This window comes from Halococcus sediminicola (genome assembly GCF_000755245.1).
Classification (GTDB): Archaea; Halobacteriota; Halobacteria; order Halobacteriales; family Halococcaceae; genus Halococcus; species Halococcus sediminicola.
The window spans coordinates 174,863-200,724 of the sequence record NZ_BBMP01000026.1 but is presented as its reverse complement, the minus strand read 5'-3'; the positions used below and the strand labels follow the sequence as shown (position 1 = coordinate 200,724).

25 protein-coding genes are annotated in these 25,862 nt (G+C 65.7%); 11 read left to right on the top strand and 14 right to left on the bottom strand.

The features are described 5' to 3' along the window. Positions 1-6: 6 nt before the first annotated feature. Entirely contained in the window at positions 7-1,194 is a 1,188-nt protein-coding gene (locus ACP97_RS17480) for a carboxylate--amine ligase (RefSeq protein WP_202593657.1), read from the top strand. 176 nt (positions 1,195-1,370) lie between these two features. Here ACP97_RS17480 and ACP97_RS17475 read toward each other — a convergent pair whose 3' ends face one another. From ACP97_RS17475 to ACP97_RS17450, 7 genes are all read right to left on the bottom strand, one after another. After that, positions 1,371-2,618: a carboxylate--amine ligase gene (locus ACP97_RS17475; protein WP_049999119.1), complete on the bottom strand. Its 1,248-nt coding sequence runs from the start codon at positions 2,616-2,618 to the stop codon at positions 1,371-1,373. A gap of 131 nt (positions 2,619-2,749) precedes the next feature. Further along, positions 2,750-3,592, bottom strand: coding sequence for an FkbM family methyltransferase (locus ACP97_RS17470; RefSeq protein ID WP_237561229.1), 843 nt, complete (start codon positions 3,590-3,592; stop codon positions 2,750-2,752). Positions 3,593-3,638: 46 nt separating this feature from the next. Further along, complete coding sequence (locus tag ACP97_RS17465; protein WP_049999118.1) at positions 3,639-4,304, bottom strand: DHHA1 domain-containing protein; 666 nt, start codon at positions 4,302-4,304, stop codon at positions 3,639-3,641. Then, positions 4,297-5,328: a lipid II:glycine glycyltransferase FemX gene (locus tag ACP97_RS17460; protein ID WP_049999117.1), complete on the bottom strand. Its 1,032-nt coding sequence runs from the start codon at positions 5,326-5,328 to the stop codon at positions 4,297-4,299. The genes ACP97_RS17465 and ACP97_RS17460 overlap by 8 nt, the downstream gene beginning before the upstream one ends. Further along, a complete protein-coding gene (locus ACP97_RS20100; RefSeq protein WP_154020063.1) occupies positions 5,325-5,528 on the bottom strand; it encodes a hypothetical protein in 204 nt (67 codons plus the stop codon). Before ACP97_RS20100 ends, ACP97_RS17460 begins: the two co-directional genes overlap by 4 nt. Further along, entirely contained in the window at positions 5,525-6,433 is a 909-nt protein-coding gene (locus tag ACP97_RS17455; protein WP_049999116.1) for a polysaccharide deacetylase family protein, read from the bottom strand. Before ACP97_RS17455 ends, ACP97_RS20100 begins: the two co-directional genes overlap by 4 nt. Then, positions 6,430-7,554, bottom strand: a complete 1,125-nt coding sequence (locus tag ACP97_RS17450) for a glycosyltransferase family 2 protein (protein ID WP_079977699.1) — start codon at positions 7,552-7,554, stop codon at positions 6,430-6,432. The genes ACP97_RS17455 and ACP97_RS17450 overlap by 4 nt, the downstream gene beginning before the upstream one ends. Before the next feature lie 292 nt (positions 7,555-7,846). On the opposite strand from ACP97_RS17450, the gene ACP97_RS17445 reads away from it, so the two are divergent. The 7 genes from ACP97_RS17445 to ACP97_RS17415 all read left to right on the top strand — a co-directional run bounded on the left by ACP97_RS17445 (position 7,847) and on the right by ACP97_RS17415 (position 15,041). After that, the gene (locus tag ACP97_RS17445) at positions 7,847-8,374 is read left to right on the top strand and encodes a DUF7344 domain-containing protein (RefSeq protein WP_049999114.1); all 528 of its coding nucleotides are present in this window, start codon (positions 7,847-7,849) and stop codon (positions 8,372-8,374) included. Positions 8,375-8,448: 74 nt separating this feature from the next. Then, complete coding sequence (locus ACP97_RS17440) at positions 8,449-9,555, top strand: CNNM domain-containing protein (protein WP_049999113.1); 1,107 nt, start codon at positions 8,449-8,451, stop codon at positions 9,553-9,555. Beyond that, positions 9,552-10,655 (top strand): CNNM domain-containing protein, encoded by a 1,104-nt coding sequence (locus ACP97_RS17435; RefSeq protein ID WP_049999112.1) that lies wholly within the window; start codon positions 9,552-9,554, stop codon positions 10,653-10,655. Before ACP97_RS17440 ends, ACP97_RS17435 begins: the two co-directional genes overlap by 4 nt. Before the next feature lie 47 nt (positions 10,656-10,702). Next, a complete protein-coding gene (locus tag ACP97_RS17430; protein ID WP_049999111.1) occupies positions 10,703-11,665 on the top strand; it encodes a sugar phosphate isomerase/epimerase family protein in 963 nt (320 codons plus the stop codon). A 39-nt stretch (positions 11,666-11,704) separates the two neighbouring features. Continuing rightward, the gene (locus ACP97_RS17425) at positions 11,705-12,817 is read left to right on the top strand and encodes a Gfo/Idh/MocA family protein (protein WP_049999110.1); all 1,113 of its coding nucleotides are present in this window, start codon (positions 11,705-11,707) and stop codon (positions 12,815-12,817) included. Between the two features lie 147 nt (positions 12,818-12,964). Next, the gene (locus ACP97_RS17420) at positions 12,965-13,969 is read left to right on the top strand and encodes a Gfo/Idh/MocA family protein (RefSeq protein ID WP_049999260.1); all 1,005 of its coding nucleotides are present in this window, start codon (positions 12,965-12,967) and stop codon (positions 13,967-13,969) included. A 127-nt stretch (positions 13,970-14,096) separates the two neighbouring features. Next, entirely contained in the window at positions 14,097-15,041 is a 945-nt protein-coding gene (locus ACP97_RS17415) for a carbohydrate kinase family protein (protein WP_049999109.1), read from the top strand. A 236-nt stretch (positions 15,042-15,277) separates the two neighbouring features. Here the strand turns inward: ACP97_RS17415 and ACP97_RS17410 are convergent, their stop codons facing one another. The 5 genes from ACP97_RS17410 to ACP97_RS17390 form a co-directional block, all read right to left on the bottom strand. After that, entirely contained in the window at positions 15,278-15,751 is a 474-nt protein-coding gene (locus ACP97_RS17410; protein WP_049999108.1) for a hypothetical protein, read from the bottom strand. 7 nt (positions 15,752-15,758) lie between these two features. Next, positions 15,759-16,388: a transcriptional regulator GfcR gene (gene gfcR / locus ACP97_RS17405; protein WP_049999107.1), complete on the bottom strand. Its 630-nt coding sequence runs from the start codon at positions 16,386-16,388 to the stop codon at positions 15,759-15,761. 51 nt (positions 16,389-16,439) lie between these two features. Then, entirely contained in the window at positions 16,440-16,853 is a 414-nt protein-coding gene (locus ACP97_RS17400; RefSeq protein WP_049999259.1) for a hypothetical protein, read from the bottom strand. Between the two features lie 85 nt (positions 16,854-16,938). Beyond that, entirely contained in the window at positions 16,939-17,880 is a 942-nt protein-coding gene (locus tag ACP97_RS17395) for a DUF368 domain-containing protein (protein ID WP_049999106.1), read from the bottom strand. After that, a complete protein-coding gene (locus tag ACP97_RS17390) occupies positions 17,877-20,879 on the bottom strand; it encodes an oligosaccharyl transferase, archaeosortase A system-associated (RefSeq protein WP_049999105.1) in 3,003 nt (1,000 codons plus the stop codon). Before ACP97_RS17390 ends, ACP97_RS17395 begins: the two co-directional genes overlap by 4 nt. A gap of 105 nt (positions 20,880-20,984) precedes the next feature. On the opposite strand from ACP97_RS17390, the gene aglG reads away from it, so the two are divergent. From aglG to ACP97_RS17375, 3 genes are read left to right on the top strand one after another with little or no spacing between them, the layout of a single operon-like run. Next, a complete protein-coding gene (gene aglG, locus ACP97_RS17385; protein ID WP_049999104.1) occupies positions 20,985-21,932 on the top strand; it encodes a glucosyl-dolichyl phosphate glucuronosyltransferase in 948 nt (315 codons plus the stop codon). After that, positions 21,929-22,954: a rhamnosyltransferase WsaF family glycosyltransferase gene (locus tag ACP97_RS17380; protein WP_049999103.1), complete on the top strand. Its 1,026-nt coding sequence runs from the start codon at positions 21,929-21,931 to the stop codon at positions 22,952-22,954. The genes aglG and ACP97_RS17380 overlap by 4 nt, the downstream gene beginning before the upstream one ends. A 57-nt stretch (positions 22,955-23,011) precedes the next feature. Further along, positions 23,012-23,980: a deoxyhypusine synthase gene (locus ACP97_RS17375; RefSeq protein WP_049999102.1), complete on the top strand. Its 969-nt coding sequence runs from the start codon at positions 23,012-23,014 to the stop codon at positions 23,978-23,980. Positions 23,981-24,004: 24 nt separating this feature from the next. On the opposite strand, the gene ACP97_RS17370 is transcribed toward ACP97_RS17375, so the two are convergent. After that, entirely contained in the window at positions 24,005-25,057 is a 1,053-nt protein-coding gene (locus ACP97_RS17370) for a S66 family peptidase (protein ID WP_049999101.1), read from the bottom strand. Between the two features lie 103 nt (positions 25,058-25,160). Next, complete coding sequence (gene sod, locus ACP97_RS17365) at positions 25,161-25,772, bottom strand: superoxide dismutase (RefSeq protein WP_049999100.1); 612 nt, start codon at positions 25,770-25,772, stop codon at positions 25,161-25,163. Between the last annotated feature and the right edge of the window lie 90 nt (positions 25,773-25,862).

The window sequence follows — 25,862 nt, the reverse complement described above, 5'->3', positions numbered from 1 at the left end:
GATAGAATGAACGAGACAGCGATGTCGGATGAAGCCGTTCTCGTGACGACTGGCAGCCAATCCGGAGCGTATCAGTGCATCCGCTCGCTCGGCATGCGCGGGATCCCGACCATCGGCGTCGCTCACGAGCCCAATGCACCGTTCGTCTCGAAATACTGTGGGGAGTTCGTCCGTGTGCCCTCGCCGCTCGACGACTGGGTGGCCTACCGGAACGCACTCCTCGAAATCGTCGCCGAGCGCGCCGTCTCGACGGTCATCCCCTGTCGGGAGACGGATGCCTACCTGCTCTCGAAGTATCGTGACGAGTTCGAAGCGCACGTCTCGCTCGTGGTGCCCGAACTCGAGCGACTCGAACGGGTCCACGACCGACTCCAGCTGGCCGAGGCCGCCACGGAAGCGGGCGTGCCCGTCCCCGAGACGCGGCTGCTCTCCGAGACGGACGACTGGTCGGCGAAGTCCATCGTCAAATCGCGGTACAACCTCCTGACGAACGACTACATCGACTCGTACCCGCCCGAATCGATGGACGTGACAAAGACGGTCGTCCATCCGGAACCCGGTCTCAAGCCGGACAGAGCGGCGATCCGGACGGAGATGGCCCACGATCCAATCGTCCAGGAGTTCGTCGAGAAGGGCGACGAGTACGTCTTCGCCGCGCTGTACGACCACGGCAAACCGCTCGCGACCTTCCAGCACCGACAGATCCGCGGCAACTCCTACACCGGCGGTGGCGGCGTCTATCGGGAGTCGGTGTATATCGACGAGCTCGAGCAGGTGGGACGGGCGCTGCTCGACCACCTCGACTGGCACGGACTGGCGTGTATCGAGTACATCGAGGACGCAAATACCGGGGAGTTCGTTCTCGTCGAGATCAACCCCCGGATGTGGCAGTCGCTGCCCGCGGCCGTTCGGGCCGGCGCGGATTTCCCGTACTACTACTGGCTCGCTGCAACGGGTCAGTTGGAGAAGATCGAACCGGGCTACGAGACCGGTATCGGCTGCCATCGCCTCGACGGCGAGTTGGGCTATCTCGTCAGCCTCTTTCGGGACAGTTCCCCTCACGTCGAGCGCCCGCCACTCCGCGCGACGCTCTGGGCAATGATCCGCTCCGGTATCGAACACCCCCATTTCGATTTTTCACATCTCGACGACCTCCGCCCTCTCTTGTTCGGCGCACAACAGTATCTCCGGTAGGAGTTGCCCTAAACTCTAGTTGGCAATGTCCTTCTTCAACGAGCGTGATCGAGGGGAGTGCGAGTAGGGAGGTGATACGACGAGTGCTTTTCAGGCGGTCGCTGCAAACAACGTCGCGAAAGTAGGAACCCTCACCCTCAAGCGCGGATCGTCAGGCGAGCGGTAGGGGGGGGATGTCACTGTCCAGCGGTCTGCTCCGACCGTCCGCTGACGAGTTGGTTGCGCACGCCGCGGACGAACGGACCAGGGTCGTCGAAGTGGATGTAATCGAAGTGTGGCTGTTCGTAACACGACGAGAGAACATCTCGGAGCGCGCGACCGAACGGGGGACGCTCGATGGACGGATAACGCTCCCGGAGGACACTCGCAAGATACTGTAGTTCGCCGACGAGGAGATGGTTGCCGACGCCGGCCTCGTATTCTCGTTCGATCTGCTCCGACTGGCCGGTCGCAACCAGCCAATGTCCGTAGGGGAAGTCTGCACCCGCCAGCACGTCCATTTCGAGAGAGGCCCAGACACGGGGGTTGATCTCGGTGAAGACGTATCTCTCCCTCTCGTCATCCCAGAGAAACTGCACCGACGCGAGCCCGTGCCAGTCGAGGTGTTCGAGGATCTGCCGTCCCAATCGATCGATGTCGGGATCGGCCATCGTCTCGCGATAGACGCTCGCGCCGCCCGCATACGATTTCCCCCGCAATTGTCGTTTCTGGCAAGTTAGTACGGTCGTGCCGTGCTCGGAGAGTCCGCGAAAGCCGTACTCGTGCTCCGTGCTCCTGACGAGTTCCTGGACGATGGGAATGTGGTCGGGCGCATCGACGCCCGGTTCGTGCATCTCGTCGTGGATCTCATCCAGACTCGGCTCGGTCCCGGCCGGTACGTACACCGGATCCATCTTGCCCTCGCAGTCGCGTTCGGACAGCGAATCGACGTACTCGCCGGTCAGAAACGAGTAGCGTGGCTTGACGATGAGTTCGCGGTCCCAGTCCTCGACCGCGTCGAACGAGTAGGTCTCCGGGATCGGAACGCCGGCGTCCCGCGCAGCATGGGCCAACAGCAGTCGATCGTGGACCGTCCGAACCTGCTCGAAGGAGGGCCAGAGCGTCTCGACATGATCTTCGAACTCTGATTCGTACTTCGCCAGCACGAACGCATCTATCTCACGGTGAGGAACGATGGTCCGGACGTCCGGGCGCTCGGCGAGCGTGCGGAGGGCGTCCTTGTAGGCGATCAGATCGTCGTACGGCGACGGTATGATGATTTTCTCGTCGCAGTAGCGCGAGGCGAACGCCGGTCTGTCTCGACGTTCAGAGGCGGCGATCGTCCGCACGTCCCGACTCCCGAGCGACCGCAAACACGTAAGGCTACTCCCCGAATCGTTGATCGGCAGGAGAACGGACTCGCGCGTGTTCGGTTTCCGTGTCATGGCAGAGCGAATGATTGAGAACGACCTAACTATGCGGACGTTGAACGCCGGAACGAGCGCTCATGACGAATCAATAGCCTCGTTGAATGGTTTGTTATGCGCCCGGAAACGGACGCAGTGGGTGATCGCGGTTATTGCCATGCACGGAGCAGATACACGCCCGACCGTCGATTGGTCGGTTTCCCGAAGGCCGTGAGCGAAAACCCCGCACCACGGAGTGACGCCTCGACCGCCTCGGCGGTAGTCCCGTATCGGGTGCATTTCTCGCGGTGGACTTCGAGATAGATCGATTCCACAGTGTCGAGGAGCGGTCCCATGCCGTCGAGAACGAGTTTTTCGGCCCCTTGGACGTCGATTTTGAGGACGTCCGGCGCGTCGAACCCATCCTCGACCAGCGACGCACCGCGCCTCGTCCGGACCCGCCGGCCGGTCTCGGCCGTCGAGAGGAAGTGGTGACCGCCGCCCGCCTCGACGAACTCCGACGAGAGCGTTCCGGTGCCGTCGCGGTCGGCGAGCGCGACCGGGAGCACCGTCCAACGTTCGTCGAGTGCGTTGTTCGCGAGGTTCGTGCGCAGACGCGCCCGATTGGTCGGCTCGGGTTCGAAGCCGACGACGTGACCGCTCGTCAGCGCGTTTGCAACGAAGCAGGTGTACGTGCCGACGCCCGCGCCGACGTCCCAGACGGTCTCGGTGCCGTCGAGGTCGTCGAGCAGCGCCGCGATGACAGCCCGTTCGCCCCCCAAATCCCGCGCACGCCGGTACTCCATCCGCGTCGACAGCCCGAAAGTGACGGTCTCGTCGCCGACGCGAACATCCATCGTTCCGCCCAAAGCCGCCATCCGTGCCCGACAGTACGCTTGGTCGATGTGCCAGTACGCTGCGGCGACCGCCGGCGGAACGCCGTAGCGGGCGGCCAGCCGAAACGGAACGGCGAGCAGACGGTCTTTCATCCCGCCAAGCTCGATGCGCGTCATGTGTCGTCTACCGGTGAGGGCTGGTCGTGGATCGCTCGCCGGCGACTCATGCAGCGTGCACCGCATCCGATTGGAAGAGTCGCTCCCGCACGCGCCGACAGCCGTCGCCCAGCGCGCCCGTCGCCCCGCCACCGGCGGCCAGTCGATCGGTGCCGCCCGCCCCACCACCGACCTCGTCGGCGAGTTCGTCGGCAATGTCTTCGGCGCTGAACACCTCGGACAGCTCCTCGCCGACCGCGACGGCGAAGGAATCGTCGCCGTGGGCGGCCACGAGCGTGATGGCTTCGTCCTCGATGGCACGCTTTGCGAACGCCCGCGCGTCGGGCAGTTCGCCGTGTTCGAACTCGACGACAAAGACCGATGGGTCGCCCCGCCCGCCATCGTCGGCGTCGCCGGCGTCGGTGTCAGAACGAGCGCGCCACAGCGCGTCGGCCCAGCGCTCCCGGACCGTATCGAGTTCCCGACGCAGGTCGCGCCGTTCCTCGTCGACGGCCCGCACCCGCTCGGGCAGGTCCTCAACGCCTGCGTCGAGGTGGTCGGCCGCCTCCCTCGCTGCCCGCCCGACCGCCCGGTCGGTCTCGCCGGTCGCGTTCGCTTCCCAGTCCCGGGTCGCGGTCAGACTCTTGGTCACTATCCGTTCGCGCCGTCGCCAGTAGAGGCTGGTTCCGGCGAGTGCGATGCCCGATGCGATGGTCAGTAGTTTCTCATTCATGGATTGCCCTCTTGAGTTTCGGGCCGATGGTCGGATGGGTGATCAGCGGTGCCAGCCGTTGCGTCAGCGGTGCCAGCCGCCCGTAGCCGTCGAGCGACGCCCGGGAGGCGTGGTGGGGCGGCGTGACGAAACTCATCAGCGGATACTCGACGCCGCCGAACTGGGCTTTGAACCCGTGAACGCTCGACTCGCGCCGCGACCGGCCGAAATCCACCGTCGAGCGCCCGGCTGCACACGCGCGCTCGATGGCCTCCGCGTAGAGCAGGTGGTTCGGGCGGTGTTCCCAGTGAGCGCGCCGCGAGACGGGCGTCCAGACCATTGTGGTCTCGCCGTGCTCGAACAGCAGTACCCCGGCGATGGTCTCGCCCGCACGCTCGGCGAGACGGATGGTGACCCCCGTGCCGAGTTCGTCCGCGAGCGCGGTGAAGAACCGCTCGGGAAACTGCGGACTGCCGAGCCGGCGCATCGTGGCGAGATACAGCGGGTAGAACTCCTCGACCGTGCCGTCCCGCACCGTGACGCCGTGGTCGCGGGCGGTACGCACGCAACGGCGGACGTCCCTGTCGAACGCCGATTCACGGAGGGTTTCGAAGGGCCTGTCGAGCGCCAGTCGGATGGCCGACCCGGTCGGAACGCCGCCGTAGCCGGTCGACCGGTAGCCGCTCACGCCGCTCCAGCCGGCGTCCTTGACGATTCGCGTCCGTCCGTCGTCGAGCGCGGACAGCACCGCCGCGTCGGAAATGTCCTCGTCGACGAGCGGGAAGCCGTACTCACAGAACGGGTTGAGCACACTGGAGCCGAGGCCCTCGCCGACGGCGAAGCCGGGTATCACCGCACGAACCGCTCCCGAGCGGTCGGCGAGCCACCGATGGGCGGGGTCGTAGCCGAAGGCCGTTTCGACGGCACTCGCCCACCCGGCGGTGTGAAACACCGTCGCGGCCGGGTGGCTCTCGACAAAGGCACTCCACTCGGCGTCACGGGCCGGTGACACCGACCGCACCGTCAGCGCGTCGCCCTCGGTCATGGGTCGGCCCTCGGCGCACTCGCCCGGGACGGTTCGAGCGCATCGAGCGTGGCTTCGAGGCGCTCGACACGCTCTTCGAGCGCCCGAACGTGGTGATCGTGGATGACCAGCCGCCGTTCGTACCGACACGCCGGACAAGGGGGCTGGACTGGCTGCCGCGCGGAGTGTTGCGGGCAGAGCGGCGAGTCCTGAAGGCTCATCGTTGCCCCCCGGCCTTGGGCCGAGTTACCCTGTCGTGACGGTCATCACGGACGTACTCGCGTGCGACGGTTTCGGCCGTCTCGAAGCGGAACTCGTCGAGCAGCGCTTCGAGCGTGGCCCGCAGTCCGTCGATGCCGTGGGCGCTGACGAAGCGTTCGGTCGCCGGGACGGACGTGCGATGGACGGCGGTCCCGACCGCCGGGTTGAACTCCCACGGGTGGAAGTAGATTGTCGCCGGCAGGCCGCGCGCGTTGAGAGTGGCGATGCCGCGCCGGAGCAGCCACGTCGGCAGGAGGCGTGCGTAGAACCCGCCGGCGACCGGCAGCCTGAATCGGGGATGGAACACGGCCAGCGGGAGTTCGACCAGTCGACCACCCTCGGCGCGCTCCTCGAACGGTGCGGTCGCGTCGGGGCGGTAGGGCCGGATCGGCGCGCCGCTCACACCGTACATCGGCGTACGAACGGGGAAGACGCTCGAATCATAGCGATAGCCCGCCGCTTCGAGGATCTCGATCGCCCACCGGGTGCGTCGCGTCACCGAGAAGTTCGGCGCGCGAAACCCGACCGGAGCCGCTCCCGTGACGTCGTGGATGGCCGTCGCGCTGCGCTCGAGTTCGGTCGCGAACGCCTCCCTGTCGAGATCGAACAGCGGGCGGTGGGTGTGGCCGTGTGAGGCGATCTCGTGGCCCGTGTCGGCGATGCGGGCGACGACGTCCGGGTGCTCGCGGGCGAGTTCGCCGACGACGAAAAACGTCGCCTGCACGTCGTGGGCGTCGAGCACGTCGAGGACGATGTCGACCGACCGCTCGATGTGTGATGCCGGTTCGGTCACCGCGTCGCTGAGCAGCGTCGCCGAGTGCCAGTGCTCGACATCGAACGAGAGGACGTTCGCCGGCGCGCTCATCGCAGCGCCCCCTCGCGTCTGGCGCTCTCGAAGTAGGTGCTCAACGAGTGGAGCACGATGGCGGTGAAACACGCGAAGATGCCGATGAGCGTGAGGAAGACGGCCATGAGCGCGAGTCCGAACGGAAAGGTTCCCGACTGGATGTAGTTGACCGTCGCCCAGTAGCCAAAGCCCAGTCCCCCGAAGGTGAGCGAGAACCCCGGGACGGCGAGCGCCGTCAGCGGGCGCTCGCGCTCGATGGTCTTCAGGATGTTCCGCACGAGCGCCACACCATGAGAGACCGGCGCGTGCGTACTCGGGTTCTCGACGTCGTAGCTGACCTCGATGGGGACCTCCGCGATGTCGTAGTCGTACTGGTGGGCGTGATAGAGGATGTCGGTGCTGGCGCTCATCCAGTCACCGATGCTCGCGTCCTCGGCGAGCGTCGCGATCGCCGCGCGGTCGTAGGCCCGAAAGCCGCTCTGGGTGTCGTTCACGCGCGAGTCGGCGCGGACGACACCCATGCTCAGGTTCGTGAGGAGGTTTATCGTCACGAGACCGACGCGACGGTAGAGCGGTACGTCCGAGGCGGCGTCCTCGACGAACCGACTGCCGATGACGAGGGCGGCGGCGGTCTCCCGTTGGGTCTCGACCAGCCGGGGAACGTCATTGGGGTCGTGTTGACCGTCGCCGTCGAGGACGACGAGGTGGGATGCGTCGAGGCGCTGTGCGGTCGTGAACGCGGTCTTCAGGGCAGCTCCGTAGCCCCGATTCCGTCGGTGTTCGCTGACGAGCGCGCCGGCCATCGCCGCGCTGTCGGCGGTGTCGTCGTCGCTGCCGTCGTCGACGACGAGGACGCGGTCGGCGTGCTCGCGTGCCCGCTCGACGACGTCGCCGATGGTCGACGCCTCGTTGTACGCCGGAATCGCGACCAACACCTCACAGGACTGGAAAGGTGGCGGATCGTGCTCGATGTCGATTCGATAATCGTGATCGCGAGCAGCGGCTGCCCCGTTTCGCGCGACGACGTCCGTGGGACGGGACGGACGAACCGACCCGTTCCCGCGGTCGTTGCTGTCGACAGGCGATCGTGTGCGCTCGTCGGCGGAGGCGGTCTCGTCTTCGCGTGTGGTTTCGCTCATCCTCTCGAAGGCCGTGGTCGTATCGAATATTATATATTAATTGATTAGTGAATCCGAACGGCTTGTTGAATCGCGACCCAGTGCTCGAACGACGAATTATTCCACGTGTGCCGTCGATAATTGCTGCGAGCGGCGGACGAACCGAGCCACGGGAGCGGTCGATATCGTGTCGAGAGCGCCGCTCGGCGGTGCGAATCCGGCGGCAAGCCCGGCGCTCGGTCGGCAGGTCGTGTTCCGTGATATACATACCTAGGTATCAAATTGAAATCCAACAGTAGACAACAACTGAGGTATGAGTAGTATCCGAGATACCACACCGCTTACCGAGTACGAGATCCACGACGTGCTGCGAAACGAGCGGCGAACGCAGGTGCTCCGGGCCCTCCAGCGAGAGCAGACCACCCAGACGCTCCGGGAGCTATCCGAGCAGTTGGCCACCCACGAAACCGGCGAGCAGCCGCCGCCGCGCAACATCCGCGAGAGTGTCTACAACTCGCTCCACCAGACACATCTCCCGAAACTCGACAAGATGGGGATCGTCGACTACGAGCGCAATCGAAAGCTCATCACGCTGGCCGACGACTTCGATCAGATTGCCCTCTACATGGAGGCCGTCCCCGAGAACGACGTTCCGTGGGCGACCTACTACTTGGCGCTGGGGGTGATCGCGCTGGCGGTGACCGCCCTTTCGAGTATGGGCGTTCTCGCCTTCGTCCTCGTTCCGGTGTTGGGGTGGATAGCGCTGTTTTTCTCCCTGTTTCTCTTCTCCGCGCTCTATCAGCGGTGGAGCGTCGACCGGATCCGTCTCGACCGACGGTGATCCACGACCGCCCCGACCGGACGGGACCGCAGGCCCTACTCTTTTCAGTCCACTACCCATAACGGCGGCAGTCGATGCAACCGCTCGAAATCACCGCTAGACTTCTCGCCGGTCTGGCACTCATCCTCGCCAACGGCTTCTTCGTCGCCATCGAGTTCGCGCTGACTCGTGCGCGCCAGTATCCCGAATCGGAGTTCGTCGAGGAGGGCGTCACCGGTCTCGAACGCGCGTGGGCGATGACCGAGGAACTCGAGATCTATCTCACGGGGTGTCAGGTCGGCATCACCGCCGCCAGCATCTCGCTGGGTATCGTCGCCGAACCGGCGCTGGCGGCGATCTTCGAACCACTCTTCGGCGGGACGGCGCTCGCGTCGATCGGCGCGGGCGTGTTGCTCGCCTACCTCGTTGTCAACCTCGTTCACGTCGTCTACGGCGAGCAGACCCCCACCTACCTCGGCGTTGAGCGCTCGAAGCAGGTCTGTCGGTACGGCGCGACCCCGCTGTACTGGTTCACGCGCGTCATTCGACCGATCCTCGATCTGGGTGACGCAGTCGCGAAGTGGACGCTCAAGCTCTTCGGCGTGGAGATGACCGGCGCGTGGCTCGAATCGGAGGCCGACGTCATCGAAGGGCGGGCCGACCTCCACCGCCAGCTCGGCTCGGTGCTCGCCGAGGGCGACCTCCCCGACGAGCGCCACGAGGAGGTGATGAACGCGCTCGCGGTCGGCGAGATGCCCATTAGCAATGTCATGGTCGAGAAGGAAGCCATCGCCGGGCTCTCGACGGCGAACACACCCGAGGAAAACCTCGCGGTCGTCGAGGAAAACCCGCATCTGCGCTTCCCGCTGTTCGACGGCGACGGGGATCTTCGAGGGATCGTCTATCTCGCCACGCTCACCAACCGCTTCGAGGAGTTCCGTGACGGCGAGGTCGCAATCGAGGCGCTCGCCACGGAGCCGATGACGCTCCCGATGGACGAAGAGGTCAGCGACGCGATCGACCGCTTCCAAGAGAAGAACCAGGAGCTCGCGCTCGTCACCGAGGGAGAGGAGATCGTCGGCCTGCTCACCGCCACCGACGCCTTTGAAACCGTGATGGGTGACCTCGAAGATCCCCTCGACACCTATCAGCGGGCCAGAGGGCGCGAGGGAACGCCCGGTTCGGACAGTGATCCGGCATGAACGCTCCCGAGATCACGATCCGACTGCTCGCCGGTCTCGCGCTCATCCTCGCTAACGGCTTCTTCGTCACCGTCGAGTTCGCGCTGACGCGCGCCCAGCAGTACACCGAGTCGGAGTTCGTCGAACCGGGAGTGAGCGGTCTCGAACGCGCCTGGGAGATGACCCAGAGCCTCGAGATATATCTGACCGGGTGTCAGATCGGCATCACCGCCTCGTCGATCGCGGTCGGGATCGTCGCCGAACCGGCGCTGGCGGCGATCTTCGAGCCACTGTTCGCCGGCACGGTGCTCGCGTCGGTCGGCGCGGGTGCAGTCGTGGGCTTTCTCATCATCAACCTGCTCCATCTCACCCACGGCGAGCAGGCCCCAACCTACCTCGGCGTCGAGCGCTCACAGCAGGTCTGTCGGTACGGTGCGACCCCGCTGTACTGGTTCACGCGTGCCATCTGGCCGCTGTTGCGGGTCGGCGACGCGTTCGCGAAGCGGACGCTCGAGCTGTTCGGCATCGAGATGACCGGTGCGTGGCTCGAATCCGGAGATGAAGAAGTCAACAGCCGTGCCGACCTGCACAGGCGCTTCGAGGCGGTGCTCGGGAACACCGACGTGCCGAAAGAGCGCCAGCAGGAAGTGTTGGGCGCGCTCGTCGCCGGCGACGTGCCGGTCCGCACCGTCATGGTCGACCGGGAGGATGTCGTGGCGCTCTCGACGGAAAACACGCCCGGCGAAAACCTCGCGGTCATGGACGAGCACTCCCACTCGCGGTATCCGCTGGTGGGCGAGAACCTCGACGATTTCCGGGGCATCGTCTATCTGCCGACGGTCACGAACCGGTACGACGACCTCACGAGCGGCGCTGTGGGTATCGCTGACCTCGCCACGGAGCCGATGACGCTCCCGATGGACGAAGAGGTCAGCGACGCGATCGACCGCTTCCAAGAGGAAAACCAGGAGCTCGCGCTCGTCACCGAGGGAGAGGAGATCGTCGGCCTGCTCACCGCCACCGACGCCTTCGAGGCGGTGATGGGTGAACTCGAAGACCCGTTCGACGAGGGCGTACGCCGCGAACGCCGGTCCGGACGTGGGACGCCGGCCGGGGAGTAGACGAAAACGACCTGAAGGTTTATTCGCCCGCCCGTGGCAAGGTTCGTATGGACGTTGGCGTACTCACCGTACCCCTCGGCGACCGGCCGCTCGACGAAACGCTCGACTATCTCGCCGGTCTCGACGTCGATACCGTCGAACTCGGCTGTGGCGGCAATCCGGGCGACGACCACCTTTCGCGCGAGGAGTACCTCGACGACGAGAGCGCCCAAGACGAACTGCGCGAGCGACTCGACGAGCACGACCTCCGGGTGAGCGCGCTCGCAACCCACAACAACCCGATCCACCCCGACGACGATCATGCTACCGAGGCCGACACGGAACTCCGGGAGGCTATCGAACTGGCGGCCCAATTGGGTGTCGATACCGTCACCACGTTCTCGGGCCTGCCCGCCGGTGGGCCGAACGACGACGTGCCCAACTGGATCACCGCGCCGTGGCCAACCGCCCACAAGGAGGCCCACGACTACCAGTGGGAGGTCGCCGAGGAGTATTGGACCGATCTCGCCGCCTTCGCCGACGAACACGACATAAACGTCGCCATCGAGATGCATCCCAATATGCTCGTCTACGAACCCACCGGGATGGAGCGGTTGCGGGAGGCCACCAATGAACGAATCGGCGCGAACTTCGACCCCTCGCATCTCTACTGGCAGGGCATCGACGTACCGCGGGCGATTCGATACTTGGGAGAGGGCATCCACCACGTCCACGCGAAGGACACTGGACTGTACGAGGCGAACGCCGGCGTGAAGGGCTATCTCGACACGACGCCGTACACCGAGGAGACCGAGCGCTCGTGGCTCTTCCGAACCGTGGGCTACGGCCACGGCGAATCCCACTGGAAGGACGTGGTCTCGACGCTCAGGATGGTCGGCTACGACGGCGCACTCTCCATCGAGCACGAGGACTCGCTGACGAGTTCGCGCGAGGGCCTGGAGAAGGCCGTCGACGTGCTCAACAGGTCAGTGTTCGCCACGACGCCCGGCGACGCGTACTGGGCCGAGTAGTTCCTGAACGACTAAGGACCTCTCGTGAGTAGAGTGGGCATGGCACTCAAAATCGGCGTCCTCGGCTACCGGTTCATGGGGAAAGCCCACTCGAACGCCTTCGCGCGCCTGCCGATGTTCTTCGACGACGCACCCGACATCGAACGCCACACGCTCGTCGGGCGCGACGAGGAAGCACTGGCGGACGCTGCGGATAGGTTGGGATTCGCCCACACCGAAACCGAATGGGAGGACACCATGAACGAGGTGGATGTCTTCTACAACCTCGGACCGAACCACCTCCACCCCGAGCCGTCGATCGCGGCGCTCGAAGCCGATACACCAGTGTTCTGCGAGAAACCGCTCGCGCCCACGGTGGAAGACGCCGAGCGGATGGCCGCCGCAGCAGGAGAAAGCGACGCCATCGCGGGCTGTGCGTTCAACTATCGGTTCGTGCCAGCCATCCAGTACGCGAAGAACCTCATCGACGCGGGCGACCTCGGCACGATTCGCCACGTGCGCGGACACTACCTCCAGGACTGGGGCACCGACCCCGACGACCCGTGGTCGTGGCGTATGGACGCGGACCTCGCGGGAAGCGGCGCGCTCGGCGACCTCGGTGCGCACACGGTGGACCTCGCGCGCTTTCTGGTCGGCGAGCAAGCAGGGGATATCGAGCGCGTCAGCGGCCACACGGAGACCTTTATCGAGGAGCGACCGGTGGAGAACGGCGACGAAACACGCCCCGTGACCGTCGACGACGCCTATTCGGCACAGGCCGCCTTCGAGGGTGACGCGATGGGTACCTTCGAAGCCTCACGGATGGCGAGCGGGCACAAGAACGACCACACCATCGCAGTACACGGCTCGGAGGGCAGTTTGAAGTTCTCGCTCGAACGGCTGAACGAACTCGAGGTGCTTCGGGGAGATAGCCGAGGCTACGAGACCGTTCTGGTGACCGACGAGTCCGACCCCTACGTCGAGCACTGGTGGCCGCCGGGTCACGTGCTCGGCTGGGAGCACACGTTCGTCCACGAGGATTACGAGTTCCTCTCGGCAGTCGCGGCCGGCGAGCACTATGAACCCTCCTTCGAGACTGCCACCGGGGTCCAGCGCGTGCTCGACGCCATCGAGCAAAGCGACGAGCGCGGCGAGTGGGTCACCGTCGAGTGATAGTGTCGGTCGGAGGCCGTTACCACTGCACATCACGGGACCGCTTCACGGTCCCCGATTCTATGCGTCCCGGTACGCAAAGACATTCGACCCACACGATGAAGCCATGACGCCATCCTTATGCGCGACTCGCCGTTGGTTCCGACGATGAACACGGACCAGCCACTCCGCGTGGGCGTCATCGGCACCGGCTACATCGGGACGACCGTCGGCGGCCAGTTCCACCACCACCCGAAATCGACGGTCGAGGCGATCACCGAAATCGACGCCGACCGCCGGGAGACCGCTGCCGAGCGATTCGGGGTTTCCGAGGGCGCGCTGTACGAGGACTACCGGGAGATGATTGCGGGCACGGAGTTGGACGCGATTCTCGTCGGGACGCCCCACACACTCCATCACGAGCAGATCCTCGCGGGTCTCGAGGCGGACCTGCACGTGTTCTGTGACAAGCCGCTGGCCACGGACTTGGACCACGCCAAGGAGATCGCCGAGCGCGTCGAGGGAAGTTCTCGAACGCTGATGGTCGGTTACCAGCGCCACCTCAACCCGGCGTTCATCTCCGCACGCGAGCGATTTCAGGGCTCGAAACCGGAGTGGATGACCGCCGAGATCACGCAGAACTGGCTCCCACGGTTCACCGATACGTGGAGAACCGACCCCGACCTCTCGGGCGGCGGGATGCTCTACGATACGGGTAGTCACCTGCTCGACGGGCTGCTCTGGACCTCGGGACTGGAGCCGACGGCCGTCTTCTCGCGCATGGAGTTCGTCGACGACGAACGGCGCGTCGACAGCGAGGCCACAGTGTTGATAGAGTTCGCGAACGGCGCGACGGCGAACGTCACGGTCTCGGGCGATCTGCCCTGTGTCCGCGAGCACATTCACCTCTGGAACGACGAGGGCGCGGTCTCGCTCGACGGCCGGCAGTGGGAACCACGCAGCGTGACCGATATCGACACCGAGAACACCGAACACGTCCCCTACCTCGACCACGACGAGCAGGTGAACAAGGCCGAGGCGTTCCTCACGGCCATTGAGGAGGACAGCGCGCCGCCCGCGACCGTCCACGACGCGCTGCGCGTCACCGCCGTCACCGAAGCCGCCTACGAGTCCGCGCGCGCCGGCGAGTGGATCGACGTCGATCTCGACTGATACGAATTGAACATTCCGGATAGCGGTGGCGTGCGGGAGGTTAGGTTTTGTGACGAATGGTAGCCGACTGGAGGGAAAATAGCCGAGGAGTAAAAAGGTGGAAGTATCCCCAATGACACGATAGCGTATGCCAACGCCCGACGTTCTCGTCGCCGGCGAGGCGATCGTCGATTTCCTGCCCGACCGGCCGGGACCGCTGCAGGCGGTCGAGGGGTTCTCCCGACGGGCAGGCGGCGCGCCGGCGAACGTCGCCATCGCGCTCGCCCGATTGGGCGAGCGGCCGTGGTTCCTCTCGAACCTCTCGACCGACGCCTTCGGCGACTTTCTCGCCGACACGCTCACATCCGAAGGGGTTCCCGAGCGGTTTCTCACCCGCGACGCCGACCACCGAACGACGCTCGCGTTCGTCGCCCACGACGCGAGCGCCGACCGAAGCTTTTCGTTCTACCGCACCGCAACCGCCGACCAGCACATCGACCCCAGCGTGGTGGGCGACGACGCGCTCGACGGTCTCTCGTGGGTCACCCTCGGCGGCGTCGCGCTCGCAAGCGACCCCGCCCGCTCACGACTGCTCGATTTCGCCGAGCGTGCGCGCGAACACGACTGTACCGTCGTCTTCGACCCGAACAGCCGGCCGGAACTCTGGTCGGACACGGCGACCTACGAGCGGGTGCTCGACGACGCGCTCGCGCTCACGGACGTCTGTAAGGTGTCGGACGAGGACCTCGCCGGCACGCGCTTTGGGGACGAATCACTCGACACGCTGCTCGATGCCGGGCCACACACCGTCCTCTCGACCCGCGGCGCGGACGGCGCGCGTGTCGTCGCCGACGGGCGTGCCCCGTGGGGACCGGCCGAGCACGAACACACGGGTTACGCCGTCGAGCCGACCGACACCACGGGTGCGGGCGACGCCTTCCTCGCGGGCGCGCTGTACGCGCTGGCGAACGGCGAACCGCTCTCCGAGACCCTCGCGTTCGCTAACGCGGTCGCCGCGCTGGCGACCACCGAGTCCGGGGCGATTGCCGCGCTCCCCGACCGCGAGGCAGTAATGGAGTTTCGCACGAACTGAGCGGCGCTCGGGACCGAAACGCGGCGAAAAACGAGTCCGTGTCTATGCGCCGGGGACCGCACCGGCGACGAACCACCAGTTCGTTCCCGAGCGTGGCTCCTCTTTCTTTTCCTCTGCTTTCGTTCGGTTGCGGCGGTGTTGCCATTCCATACCTGTACGAAGGATTTACTCACACTTGTATATTGTGTTTTTCCGATATGTCTGTCGTGGACGTTCACGACAGATCGAGGACGTGCCTACCGGCTCCACTGCCACCACGGCGGCAGTCGCCCGAGCACCTCGACGAGGCGGGGGAACAGCCACACGGCGGCGACCGACACGCCCACTGCGACCACGAGCGAGCCGAGCGCCGAATCGGCGAGCAGATCGACCGCCGCCCCGCCGCCGGCCGCAGCGAGGATGGCGAGGCTGTGATAGGCGATACGGACGGGCACCAGCCGGTAGCTCGTCGTCGGCCAGCCGACCGATCCGTCCCAGCGAACGGTGCCGACTGCGAGCGAGAGCGCTCCGATGGCGACGAGTGCGGCGAACTTCACTTCGGCGCTATACGGCGCGCCAAGCAGCCAGAGCAACGCCGGAAACCCGTAGACGACGATTTCGGCGAGTCCATAGAAGACGTCCTCGATCCAGCGCTCGACGCCGACCTTCCCCGTCGCTCTCGGCCCGGCCTTGCGCCGCTCGGTGGACCCGTCGGTTCCGCGCCGGCTCATCCGATGGCTATTCCTCGCGGCTCACGCGGATGACCTGCAGCAGCGACTCGACTGGCACACCCTCCAGTTCCTCAACGCCCTGTTTGTCCACCAGCACGCCACAGCCGACGGGCGTGCCGCCCTGTTCGGTGATGGCGTCGATGGTCTCGGTCATCGTCGTGCCGCTGGTGATGGTGTCGTCGATCACGTAGCAGTCTCGATCCCGAATCTCGGCGAAGTTCCGCGAGAAACTCCCACTGAGGTCCTCGATGTCGCCTTCCTCCCACTGGTGTTTGCGCGGCGCGTAGGCGGCGAGGTCCGCACCGAGTTCGAGCGCCACGGTGGTCGCGAGCGGCGTGCCGGCCTTCTCGATACCGACCACGAGGTCGATGTCGTCCTCGCCGCCGAGGAGGTCCGCCATCGCGTGACCCACGTCGGCGAGACGGGTGCTGTCCCGGCCGAGCGCGCTCCAGTCGACATGGATGTCGTCGAGCGCGTCGGTCGGTTCGCGGGCGGTCGTAGCGGTCCCCTCGCCGCGCTCGACCAGCCAGCTCGCCGTCTCGCGCGAGACGTTCAGCTCGTCGGCGATTTCGCCGTTCGAGAGGCCCTGCCCAGCCAGCTCGTTCGCGCTCTCGATGAGGTCGTCGACGTTCTTCATCGCCGGGGGTTGCCCCCGGCCGGTAATAGGTGTTGTCCGTCGGTTTCGCGCTCAGTGGCGCAGCATCATCCGCCCGTCCGTATCGTGGTTCGACGGCGATGGCGACGGGATCTCGCCTCGGAGATCGATATCGGTCGCGATCGCCGCGGGCGTGAGACCGGCGGGCGAACCGGCCCGTTCGGCGAGTCGGTTGGCGCGCTCCATACACGACAGGAGCGCCTCGACCGCTGCGGCGCGCGTCGTCACCCGACCGACCGAGTGCTCGCTCGCCGACTCGCCGGCGCGCATGCGACAGGTCACTTTCCAGCCACGCACCAGATCGAACGGCAGTGGCTGTGTCCTGTCGATGGTCGTCGCCTCGACCTCCAACCCACCCGTACTGCGGGCGAAGACGAGTTCGTCCCTCCGGACCCGTTTGCAGACCCACCCCGCCGGTGGCTGTACGTCCTCGGGTAATGGACTCATATGGATCCCCTCCATCGATTCAAACACACGACAGCATCCTCGTGGTTGTGCCTGCAACTGCCGGCGGGCTATACCCCCTCGCTACTCACGCGAACTCGATGTCCTCGGTGAACCGATCGACGAGAACGACGAGCGCGCCGCCCGCGACGGCGACGGCCACCACGCTCCCGACCGCCATCGGCGTCGCCTCGGGCGTGTTCTGTAGCACCTCCGTGGCGGGAAGCCTGAGCGCACCGACCATCAGACTCACGAGAAAGGTGAGAGTAGCGTCGCGGTAGTTCGCAAGCGCCCAGCGGATGGCGTAGGCGATCGAGAAGAGTCCGATGAGTGCGCCGAGACCGAACGCGACGACGACGATGCCGGGTTCGACGAGCGCCGCAAGGCTCCCACCGGCAAACAGTCCGGCGAGCGCGTTCGTGAACTCCGTCAACGTCCCCGTCAGGTACTCGTACTGGCCGAGGACGTAGAGGAAGAAGGCCCCCGAGATACCGGGCAGGATCATCCCCGCGATGGCGATGGAGCCGGCGACGAAGACGAACACCGGCGAGTTCGGCATCGAGCCGCTGACCTCGGGTCCGGAAAGCAAGAACGCGAAGACGAACCCGAAGACGGCGACGGCGATTCGTCGGGGGGTATCGAGCGCGACGTGTTCGGCGAGGACGACCGCCGAGGCGGCGATGAGACCGAAAAACAGCGCGGCGACCAGCCCCGGATACGTCTCGAAGGCGTAGTCCATGACCCGCGCGACGGTGACCAGCGCCGTGAGAATTCCCATCCCGAGCGCGAGCAGGAACGGGATGTCCATCCCGACGAGCGCGGCCCGGAAGGCGGCCCGCTCGCTCCGTCGGTGGAGGCGAGGGAGATGGCGCAGCGCCCGCGGGTCGAGGCTCGTGATAGCTCGAATCAAGCGCTCGTAGATGCCCGTGATGAGCGCGATAGTGCCTCCAGAGACGCCCGGCACCGCGTCCGCGGCGCCCATGAACACGCCCTTGAGGTAGATCGAGAGCCACTCGCGTGCCGCGCTCATCCGCTCACCCGTGTGCGTGCTGCGACAGGCGTACCGATCTCGGGTGTTGCCAGCGTGCTCGCGTTCACCGCCGATGCGTTCTCATCCGTGGCGTTGCCGGCGGGGGCGTCGCCCGACATGTTCCCGCCCGCCCCGTTCGCGCTCGCGGTGGCCGGCATCGAGACCGATTCGCGCTGGAGGTCGACCGAGACAGTCTCGTTCGTGCGGCCGATGACCGCACCCTCCGAAATCTCGGTGGTGGCGTTCCACCGGCTGGTGTTGTCACCCGCTCCCGTCACCGGCGTTCGGAAGGTGTACGGGCCGGTCGCCCGCACCGAGACGTTCGTCGCTCCATCCTCGGTGCCCCACTGCTCGTAGCCGGTCGTCGAGTACGGTAGCGTCATCGTGAACTCGCCCTGCGCGTTCGTCGTAGCCTGCTGGGTGTAGTTGAACGTCGTGTCGTTCGTGGTCGGCATCCGCATCTCGACGGTGGCTTCCACGGTCGAGTTCGGCGGTCCCTGCCCCTCGACGGTCGCCCCATCGACGCGCTCGAACGTCTTGACCCAGTTGGTCGGCGTCCCGAACAGTTCGGTCGCGTTCAGTCCGGTGGTTCGGAGTTGTTGAAGCGCGCTCCGATAGAGCGGCCCCGGACCGCTCGCCCCGCCGATGGCGTTCGCCTGACTGGCGTGTGCCAGCCGGTAGTGTTCGAGCGCCGGCACGCGCTCTTGGGGATAACTGCCGACGCCGCCGAGCTGGGCCGTCCCGTCCTGCTCGACGAACTGGCGCGCGGCGGACACGTTTTCGAAGCGCTTGACGGCGCTCTCGTTGCCCGATGGAGCGAACGCGCTCTGGAGAGTCCCGTCCGCGAGCGGTTGTGGACTCTCGTAATCGACCACCACGGGGCCCGGTTCGGCCGCACTGCCGTGATAGGTGTACAGTCGCGTGCGCATGGTCTCGTAGTGGCGCTGTTCGTAGGCCAAAAACGAGGTGGTGGGCCGCTGTTGGCCGCTCGATTGGGTGGCGATCGGCGTCACGTCCTCGTAGATCGACAGCGGGCCGTCGTTGTACCACGTGAAGGGTGCGCTAAAGAGCGCCCCGCCCGCCGGGTCGGCCATCTTCCAGTCGATCATCACGTAGCGCACGCCCTCGCCGTCCTTGGTGCGTGCGATCTCGTTCGCACGCGAGGCGTTCGGCGCGAGCAAGAAGTTCGCCGCCTCCCCGGCGTTCTGCTGGAAGGGGTTCGCGGTCGGGATTCGCTCGCCGAGCACCGTTATCCAGTGGCCGTAGTCCCACCACGAGAGCACGCCGTAGGCTCCGTCGGGATAGTCGAAGTCGTCGGTGCGCTCGTACTCGCCGTAGTACTCCATCGCGTTGTCGTGACCGCCGTAGGTCCCCTCGGCGGGCGTGTTGTTCGCCATCCATTCGAGGCTGCCGTCCCAGCCGACGACGGTCGAACCGGGGCTGGAACTCTGGTCGGCGTAATTGCCGGCCGCGGTCACACTCGCGCCCCCGCCGGCGGCCAGGGGTGCGGTGATGAGGAAGACGACCGCGAGCACCGTGAGCACCTGATACGCCCGGAGGTTGCGGAGACTGGAGCGCGCATCGGTCGAGCCGACGTATCGCAGCACCTGCCCGACGAAGAAGGCGTTCAGCACGGCGATGGGGACGACGAGATAGTAGTTGAACCGCGACTGGGTGAGTGTCGCGGCGAGCATGAACGCGGTCCAGACGAGGACGAACAGCGCGCCAGCGCGCTCCTCGCTCCGCCCGAGTGCGAGCCGGACGAGCAGCAGCGCCGCGCCGGCGAGAGCCGTCACCAGCCCCAACCCGTAGGCACCGAAGAGGAACTGCCCCGGATTCCGCGGTGGAATCGCCTCGCCCACAGTCAGCGAGGTCGCGCTCGATCCGAACCCGACGACGCGCTCCAACTGACCGACGAAAAAGGAAAAGAGGTCGGGCAGGGCGAGTGCCATCACGAGCGCGCCGAGGGCGAAGAGACCGAAGATCGCGCCCGGATAGGCGAGTTTGGGGAGGTCGCGCGCTTCGAGTTGCCGGGCGAGCCACGCCATGAACACACAGCCGAACGCGCCGGCGAAAGCCATCGCCGGGTGCAGGAGTGAGAAGTTCGTCACGCTCACTTCGAACGTGTCAAACGAGACGAGAAAGCCGAGACCGGCGACCGCGAGCGCGATCGCGCTCACGATGGCGACGTGTTCGGGACTCTCCCCGCGGAGGTGTTCGATGGGGAGGGTGACGAGCAGGAACACGCCGAAGATCCCGACGAGCATGAGACCGGGCGGCCACGCCCAGACGTAGAGGAGGATGGCGATACCAGCAAGGATCCCCCAACCGATCGGGCGGCGTAGGTTGTCGAAATCGCGCCCGACGAACTGTTCGTAGACCGGTTTCTCGCGTTCGGCGACCGCGAGCGCGACGACGATGGCCGCGACCGCGAGCACCTGGAAGAGCACCTCGGCGGTGTGGTGGTCCGAAAAGCCCGCGACCGAACGCCCGAGGAAAGTACTCGGCGAGAGCGCGAGGATGGCGACGCCGACGACACCCCCGAAGCGGCCGCCGAAGCGCTTGCCGAGGAAGTAGGTTGGGACGGCGACGAGCGTGCCCAGTACGGCCGGCGCGAACAGCAGGGTGAGTGCCGTCGTCTGTTCGGAGGGGCTGCCGCCGCCGACGATCAGCGCGACGGTGGCGACGAGCTGGTCGTACAGCGTCCCGAACTGGCCGACGCTCGTTCCGGTCGGAAAGCTCGTCCACGGGTCGAACGGCATCGTCGACGGCCAGTGTCGCACCGTGTAGCTGACCTGTCGGAGGTGATACCACGCGTCGTTGCCGCTGAAGTAGACCTGTCCGTCGACGAGGAAGTTCCGCCAGTTGCGCACGCGGATCCAGAACATGAAGCCGACGAGCGCGAGCAGCAGAGGGATGTGGTACAGCGCCCCGACGCGATCGAGGAGCGGCCCGAAATCCGGGAGCCGTTCGGCGAGTCGCTCCCTACGTTGACTCATTGGCCGTATCCAGTCACAAAGCGCGCATAAGGCTTGTGAAACGTCGGACGGCGGGCGCGACGGCGAACGAAAACAGCTATCCGCCGACCGCCCACAGAGTGCGGTATGCGGGTCTCAGTCGTGCTCTGCACCTACGACGAGGCGTCGTTCGAGCGCTTCCGTGACGCGGCCGACAGCGTGCTCGCCCAGACCTATCCCACGGAACTCGTGGTCGTCGTCGATGGCTCGCCCGCCCTCGCAGAGCGCGTCCGCGAGACCTACGGCAGCCACGACGACGTCCGACTCTTCGTGAACGACGAGAACCGCGGCCTTCTCGAAAGCCGGAACACGGGTGTCGAACTCGCCGCGGGTGACGTCGTGGCCTTCCTCGACGACGACGCACGCGCCCACCCCGCGTGGGTCGAGCGGCTGGTCGCGGCCTACGAAGACGAGGACGCGCTCGCGGTCGGCGGGCGGATGGTTCCCGAGTGGGTCGCCGGCAAGCCCTCCTTCCTGCCCGCGGAGTTCTACTGGCTCGTCGGCGTCACCCACCGCGGGTTCGGTCCCGATGGCGACGAGCAGCGCAAGGGAGAAGTCCGGAACACGTTCGGCTCGAACCTCTCCTTTCGCCGTGAAGTCTTCACGAGCCTCGGCGGGTTCGACCCCGCCATCGGCGGGCGGAAAGGCAGCAAGAATTTACAGGGCGGCGAGACCGAACTCTGTGCCCGCCTCGAAGAAGAGTACGGCGAGGGCGTCCACTACATGCCGGCCGCCGAGGTCGCCCACAAGGTCTTCGATTACCGGACGAAACCACGCTGGCTCGCCGACCGCGCGTTCTGGCAGGGCTACTCCAAGCGCGCGATGGAAGGTCTCGTCCCGGACTCGACCGGCGAGGAGAGCGCCTTTCTCGGCCGACTGCTCACCGACTTCCTCCCTCACCGACTCCGAGAGCTGTACCGCGAACCGACCGGCGGAAAGCTACTCCAACTGCTCTCGCTCGTCGCGTTCACACTCTTGGTCGGACTCGGCTACTGTTACGGTGTCCTCAGTCCGCCCGACGAGTTCGATCGATGATCGGGGACGAAAAGCCCGACGAGCGCGACGATCCGTGTGTGCTCTGGCTCACGCCCGACAAGCCCGCGAACATCAGTGTCGGCCGCCGGCGGATCGCCGACCGACTCGAAGCCAGTGGGTTCGACGTGACGCTTCGGGGAACGACGCCACGAACGGTGTGCCAGTCGCTGCGCAAGCATGAGGAGTACGACGCGGTTCTCGGCACGACTCGATCCGGTGCGTTCGCGGGTTCGCTACTGAAACTCCTCGGAACGCCGTTCGTCGTCGATCACATCGACCCCATCCGGCAGTTCGCCGACACCAATCCACAACCCCTTTCGATCGCGGTACGAGCCGCCGAGAACCTCGCCTTTCGATTAGCTGACCACACCCTCTACGTCTACGACGAAGAACACGAACGGGTCTCGCGCTACGCCCGCGAAACGACGAAAACGGGTCTCGGGGTGAGCTACGAGCGCTTCGCGACCCCCGATCCCGAAATCGTTGCGGCCGCCAACGACCGACTCCACGAGGCGGGTGTCGACGCCGACGAGCGGCTGGCGATCTACGTCGGTGGTCTCGAACCGATCTACCATATCCAAGAGCTGCTCGCGGCGATGGACCGTCTCCAAGAGTGGACGCTGGTCGTGCTCGGCACGGGGTCGCTCGCGCCGGCGGTCGAGCACGCTGCTGGCGAACGCGAGAACGTCGTCTTCCTCGGCACGGTCGCCCACGAGTCGATCCCGGGCTATCTGCACGCCGCCGACGTCGGCGTCTCGCTGGTCGACGATCCCCACACGCTGAAGGTCCTCGAATACGCCGCAGCGGGGCTGTCGGTGGTGCAGGCACGTGGCCGCGCCGAAGCACGATTTGGAGAATACGCCGAGTTCTGTGAGCCTCGCCCGCCGGAAATCGCCGCCGCGATCGAGCACGCCGGCGAGCGCGAGGGTGACGATTCGTTCCGCGAATACGTCGCCCGCTTCGACTACGAGCGGGTGGCCGAAACCTATCGAGCGGTTCTCGACGAAATCGTGAGGAAATAGGAATCGAGAGCGAGTCGATTTCGAGCGATTCAAACGCCGCCTCGGGCTAGTTCGGGCATGGACGAGGATTCCCACGAGCACGTCGTGCCCGGAAGCGACGAGACGCTCGACACGCCCGACGTGCACGGCTACGAGTTCCGCGATGGAGTCGATTTCCGGGAGCTGCTCGCGAGCTACGCGACGACGGGCTTTCAGGCGACGGCGCTCGCCGAGGCCATCGACATCGCCGAACGGATGCAGGAGGCCGACGCGACGACCTACCTCACCTGCACCTCGAACATCGTCTCCTCGGGACTTCGCGAGGTCGTCGCGGCGCTCGTCCGTGAAGGCTACATCGATGTACTCATCACCACCTCGGGCGCACTGACCGAGGACGTCATCAAGACCCAGAAGCCGTTCAAGATGGGGTCCTGGAACGCCGACGAGGCGGCGCTGCGCGAGGAGGGGATCAACCGGCTCGGCAACATCTTCGTCCCCTCGGACAGATACGTGTGGCTCGAAGAGTACCTCTACGACTTCTTCGACGACTTCTTCGCCGAGGAGAAGACCCGGACACCGACCGCGTTCGCCCGCGAACTCGGAGCGACCCTCGACGACGAGAACTCGGTCCTGAAACAGGCCAGCGACAACGACGTTCCCGTGTACTGTCCGGCGCTCACCGACGCCGAGGTGGGCAACTTCCTCTACTACTACCGCCAGAGCTACGACCCGGAGGTGGACATCGCGCTGCTCGACGACTACGAGACGCTCATCGAGGGCGGGATGGACGCCGACACGACCGGTCTCATTGCCGTGGGCGACGGCGTACCGAAACACCACGCGATCATGACGAACCTCTTCCGTGGCGGGGCGGACTACGCGATCTACATCTCGACGGGCATGGAGGGTGACGGCTCGCTATCGGGCGCGCCGCCGACCGAGGCCGTCTCGTGGGGGAAGATCAAGGCCGACGAGCGCAACTACACCCAGATCCAGGCCGAGGCGACGCTCGTCTTTCCGCTGCTGGTCGCCGGCGCGTTCTTTTAGCGAACCGACGGGCGCGTTCGGCCCTCAGAGAAACCGGATCGATTCGGTCGCGGGCGTTATTTCGACTTCGCCACCGATCGGAACGGGACAGGTCGGATACGTATGTCCGAACTCGCAATCGAAGACGACGGGCGCACCCGGGTTGTACGTCTCGAGAACGCCCGCGATCGCGTCGCGCTGACGCTCTCGATATTCCGTGCGCCAGTCCGATGGATTGTCCTCGACGTGCGAGCGCGCGGCGGCGCGCCCGACGAGAACACCGTCGAACCGTTCGAGGACCCCACGCTCGCCGAGTGCCCGGAGGTTCGCACCGACGACAGCCGGGTCTGGGATCAGCTCGCTCGTCTCTAATGCGAGAACGGTGCCGTCCAGCGCGTTGGGCTCGGGCACGTAGCGGTCGGCGAGGAACTGCTCGACGAGGATCGCGCAGCAGCCACCCCAGATCCGCCCCGAAACGGTCCCGTCACCACCACACCAAGTTCGACCGTCGGACTGCTCGATCTCGCGCGTCGTTTCGACTGACTCGGGATTTTCCCAGTCACCGGCCTCGTCGGTGAACACGTCGGCTTCGGTCCACTCGCCGATGGACTCCTCGAAGAGCGCGCGGCGGAGGTATTCTTCAGTATAGTCGAACATCTCGCCGTCCATCGCGTATTCGAGCAGCGTCGAACCGCCGTAATAGGAGACGATCCCCTGATTCCAGAGGAACAGTGCAAGATTCGTGTTGTCGGAGTAGCCGTAGAACCGCGTCGGGTGTTCGCGGAGTACGTCGCCGTCGAGATACGGCAGAATCCTGATCTGGTCGTGGCCGCCGATGTTGGCGATTACAGCCGAAATGTCCGGGTCGCGGAAGGCATCCATCACGTCCTCGGCGCGCGCTTCGGGGTTGTCCGCGAGCCACTCCGGGTCGGCGGTCGCGGTCGGGTATTCGACTGGTTCGAGGTCGAACGTGTCGCGCATCCGTTCGAGACCGAGGTCGTAGACGAACCGGGCGGATGCAGGCACGTTCGATGCCGGCGCGACGACCGCAACCCGATCACCGCGCTCGACGGGCGGTGGAGTGATGAAATCAGGCATGACCGCAGTTCATCGAGGCTTCTGATAACGTTTTGCCGAACGCGCCGCTGTCGAACGGGAGTTGCCACTACCAGGTCGGCGTCAAAAATCGTGAACTGAGGGGTTACTCGTGGTTCGAGGTGGTCTGCTGGTAGTTCTCCTCCGCAGCGTCCCAGTCGACGACCTCGAAGAAGGCGTCGATGAAGCTGCCGCGGTCGGGACCGTAGTCGTAGTAGTACGAGTGTTCCCAGACGTCGAGTGCGAGCACGGGATGAGCACCCCAGAGCGCGCCCTCGTCGTGGTTGTCGACGGCCACGTTGCGCAGTTGCTTTGCGACCGGGTCGTAGATGAGGAGTGCCCAGCCGCTCGCGGCCGAGGCAGCGGCCTCGAACTCGCCCTTCCAGCCCTCGTAGGAGCCGAAGTCCTCCTCGATGCGGTCGGCGAGCTCCCCGGAGGGTTCGCCGCCGCCGTTCGGGTCCATGTTCTCCCAGAACATCGTGTGGAGATAGTGCCCACTGCCGTTGTGAGTCACGTCGCCGAGTGCCCCACCCGTCGAGGAGTAATCGCCCGACGAGCGGTTCTCTGCGAGGGTCTCCTCGGCGCTATTGAGACCGTTCACGTAGCCCTGATGGTGGGTGTCGTGATGCCAGTTGAGCACCTGTTCGGAGATGTGCGGTTCGAGGGCGTCGTAGTCGTACGGAAGCGGTGGTAGCTCCGCGTTGGAATGTTCGGGCATTGGTCTGTCCTCCACCACACACAACGCCCGGATGTCTGTTAAAGGTTGAGGAACGGGTGATAGCACACCTCACGAATCGCGGTTCGAGCG

Coding starts and splice junctions, on each gene's coding strand:
- ACP97_RS17480 (WP_202593657.1), top strand. CDS start 7: ATGAACGAGACAGCGATGTCGGATGAAGCCGTTCTCGTGACGACTGGC.
- ACP97_RS17475 (WP_049999119.1), bottom strand. CDS start 2,618: ATGACACGGAAACCGAACACGCGCGAGTCCGTTCTCCTGCCGATCAAC.
- ACP97_RS17470 (WP_237561229.1), bottom strand. CDS start 3,592: ATGACGCGCATCGAGCTTGGCGGGATGAAAGACCGTCTGCTCGCCGTT.
- ACP97_RS17465 (WP_049999118.1), bottom strand. CDS start 4,304: ATGAATGAGAAACTACTGACCATCGCATCGGGCATCGCACTCGCCGGA.
- ACP97_RS17460 (WP_049999117.1), bottom strand. CDS start 5,328: ATGACCGAGGGCGACGCGCTGACGGTGCGGTCGGTGTCACCGGCCCGT.
- ACP97_RS20100 (WP_154020063.1), bottom strand. CDS start 5,528: ATGAGCCTTCAGGACTCGCCGCTCTGCCCGCAACACTCCGCGCGGCAG.
- ACP97_RS17455 (WP_049999116.1), bottom strand. CDS start 6,433: ATGAGCGCGCCGGCGAACGTCCTCTCGTTCGATGTCGAGCACTGGCAC.
- ACP97_RS17450 (WP_079977699.1), bottom strand. CDS start 7,554: ATGAGCGAAACCACACGCGAAGACGAGACCGCCTCCGCCGACGAGCGC.
- ACP97_RS17445 (WP_049999114.1), top strand. CDS start 7,847: ATGAGTAGTATCCGAGATACCACACCGCTTACCGAGTACGAGATCCAC.
- ACP97_RS17440 (WP_049999113.1), top strand. CDS start 8,449: ATGCAACCGCTCGAAATCACCGCTAGACTTCTCGCCGGTCTGGCACTC.
- ACP97_RS17435 (WP_049999112.1), top strand. CDS start 9,552: ATGAACGCTCCCGAGATCACGATCCGACTGCTCGCCGGTCTCGCGCTC.
- ACP97_RS17430 (WP_049999111.1), top strand. CDS start 10,703: ATGGACGTTGGCGTACTCACCGTACCCCTCGGCGACCGGCCGCTCGAC.
- ACP97_RS17425 (WP_049999110.1), top strand. CDS start 11,705: ATGGCACTCAAAATCGGCGTCCTCGGCTACCGGTTCATGGGGAAAGCC.
- ACP97_RS17420 (WP_049999260.1), top strand. CDS start 12,965: ATGAACACGGACCAGCCACTCCGCGTGGGCGTCATCGGCACCGGCTAC.
- ACP97_RS17415 (WP_049999109.1), top strand. CDS start 14,097: ATGCCAACGCCCGACGTTCTCGTCGCCGGCGAGGCGATCGTCGATTTC.
- ACP97_RS17410 (WP_049999108.1), bottom strand. CDS start 15,751: ATGAGCCGGCGCGGAACCGACGGGTCCACCGAGCGGCGCAAGGCCGGG.
- gfcR (WP_049999107.1), bottom strand. CDS start 16,388: ATGAAGAACGTCGACGACCTCATCGAGAGCGCGAACGAGCTGGCTGGG.
- ACP97_RS17400 (WP_049999259.1), bottom strand. CDS start 16,853: ATGAGTCCATTACCCGAGGACGTACAGCCACCGGCGGGGTGGGTCTGC.
- ACP97_RS17395 (WP_049999106.1), bottom strand. CDS start 17,880: ATGAGCGCGGCACGCGAGTGGCTCTCGATCTACCTCAAGGGCGTGTTC.
- ACP97_RS17390 (WP_049999105.1), bottom strand. CDS start 20,879: ATGAGTCAACGTAGGGAGCGACTCGCCGAACGGCTCCCGGATTTCGGG.
- aglG (WP_049999104.1), top strand. CDS start 20,985: ATGCGGGTCTCAGTCGTGCTCTGCACCTACGACGAGGCGTCGTTCGAG.
- ACP97_RS17380 (WP_049999103.1), top strand. CDS start 21,929: ATGATCGGGGACGAAAAGCCCGACGAGCGCGACGATCCGTGTGTGCTC.
- ACP97_RS17375 (WP_049999102.1), top strand. CDS start 23,012: ATGGACGAGGATTCCCACGAGCACGTCGTGCCCGGAAGCGACGAGACG.
- ACP97_RS17370 (WP_049999101.1), bottom strand. CDS start 25,057: ATGCCTGATTTCATCACTCCACCGCCCGTCGAGCGCGGTGATCGGGTT.
- sod (WP_049999100.1), bottom strand. CDS start 25,772: ATGCCCGAACATTCCAACGCGGAGCTACCACCGCTTCCGTACGACTAC.